This is a genomic window from Streptomyces sp. NPDC007162, from assembly GCF_040634175.1.
GTDB lineage: Bacteria > Actinomycetota > Actinomycetes > Streptomycetales > Streptomycetaceae > Streptomyces.
Map to the genome: position 1 here is coordinate 1 of NZ_JBEYFC010000893.1, position 2,187 is coordinate 2,187.

The window sequence follows — 2,187 nt, forward strand, 5'->3', positions numbered from 1 at the left end:
TCCCGCCACTGCCGGGCTCGGACGAACCGCCTGGCCTCGCTCTTGTCGTCGGCGAAGGCCAGCGCGGAGCCGGCGAACCGCCAGCTCTCCCGCGCCACGGTCATCCGGTCGATGGTGACCCGGGGGGAGCGGTCGGCTTCCGGCAGGAGCCGGAACCGGTCCGTCACCAGGGTGGTCAGCACATGGGCGAAGACCTCCACGGCCGGGAACACCGCGCCGTCGGGCAGCACCACGCAGAGTCGGCCGTCGCGCTGCTCCACCACGGCGTCCGCGCTCGGCACGGTGCGCTCGCGGTGCGGGTCCGCCGTATTGTCGAGGAGGGCGACCTGGTAGTCCCGCGGCCGTACCAGCGCGTGCCGGATCCGGGCGGAGAGCCGGGACTTGTGTTCCTTGGGCAGCAGCGGCATGAGCCGTGGCGCCGGATGGTCCCGGTCGGTCCGGTCGAACAGCTCGCGGGGGTCGGGGTGCTGGTTGACGAACAGTTCGTTGCCCAGCGTGTTGGCGGCCAGGTGGAGTTCGCCGAGGGTGAGGTGGAACTCGCCGCGCCCGACGGCGGCGGTGTCCTCCGCGCCGATCATCACATCCGGGCTGATGTACCGCGCCGCGGCCCAGCCCGGTGCGGTGACCGGCCCGAAGGCCTCCGCCACCCGGCCGGCGATGTCCGTGCCGGCGACCGTGACCCGGCGCACCCCCTCCGAGGCCGGGAGGATGCGCTGCCAGCGGCGCTCGAACTCCGCCTGCAGGCCGGCGGCGTCGGCGACCGCGGCCCCGTGCAGGACCGGCATACAGGCGAACCAGAAGGCGGCGAGGTCCACCGGCCGTCCGGGTCCGGCGTCGGCGCGCAGCCGCTCGTACACCTCGGTGACGCGCTCCGTCACGCGGGCGGCCAGGGCGGAGCAGAGCCAGGCGGCCGCGGACATCAGCAGGTCGAGCGGGGCGAGCGCGGCCAGCACATGGCTGCCCAGCGTCACCCGGGCGGAGCGGCGGCTGTCCGAGTAGACCACGGCCCGGCCGGGCGCCGTGGTGGTGCTCTTCTCGCGTTTGGCGGCCGCCTCGGTCACTCGTTGGAACGTCTGCTCCACGTGGGTGAGAGCCGCGACCAGTCGCTCGGGGTCCTCGGCCGCAGCCCGGACGCCCTCGACCGCGCGTTCCAGTTCGTCCATCCGGGCGACGGCGGCGGCGCGCAGCGCCGGCTCGCCGATCCGCTCCAGGCAGGCGCGCAGCCGGCGGTCGGGGCGGATGTCGGCGGGAACGTCCAGCCGCCAGGTGATCCAGCGCAGCCGGACCAGTTCGCCGAGCAGGGCGGGCACGTCCGTGTCCGGGCCGATCTCCTCCTGGAGGGCCCGGACGGAGCGGGTGCCGTCGCACAGGCGCAGCAGCCGGAGCGTCTGAGGCGGCACCGGGTGCGGCGGCCTGGCGGGGGTCCGTACGGCGTTCTCCTCCAGCCGTACGAACGGCACCCGGCGGGGCGCCGTCCAGGGGCGCACCGCCGGGTCGGCCTCGATCTCCCGGGCCACCGCGTCGACCGACCAGCTGGAGAAGAAGACCTCCGAGGACGCGGTCAGTCCGGTGCCCGGCTCGACGGCCACGCCGGGCCGGGCGGTGTCGAAGACGCCCCAGCCGACCGGTCCGAAGAAGCCGATGGTGTCGTTCTTGACACAGAACCGCTGCCAGTAGTGTGCGACCAGCTCCTCGCGCTGGCGCTGCTTGAAGGTACGGCCCGCCGTCGCCGGCGACCAGTTGAGGAACGGCCGGATCGCCGAGTCGAGCACCCCGCGGTTCTGCCAGGCGACCGCCGCCCGGAACAACCCGGAGGCGGCGATCTCCTGCGCGCTCGCGGCCGCCCGTACGGCAGCCTGCGCGAACTCTGCCTCGAAGGCCTTCCAGGCCGCGCCGGACAGCGCGTCCCGAGGCCCGAACTTGTCCGCTGCCGCGGCCAGGCCCTCCGGCGCGAGCCGGAGCACCCCGTCCGCCGGGAACCCCGCGCCGCGCACCGCGACCTGGTCCCACAGCCGCCAGCGGCCGCTCAGAGAGACGGATCCCTCGTGCATCCCGGCGCCCCCTAGGCCGACGCGGAAGCGAGCGACAGGTCGTCGACGACGACCTGCGCGAGCTCGGCCGGCGGCCCGGCCCCGACGACGACGCCGTCGTCACCCGGCTGCGGCTGGTCAGCGAGTGGCTGGACAT

At 74.9% G+C, this 2,187-nt stretch carries 1 protein-coding gene; it reads right to left on the bottom strand.

Features of this window, described 5'->3' with window-relative positions:
* Positions 1-2,051: lantibiotic dehydratase (locus ABZ646_RS45490; protein ID WP_360533353.1), on the bottom strand; the 2,051-nt coding region annotated here is incomplete at its 3' end.
* Positions 2,052-2,187: the final 136 nt, after the last annotated feature.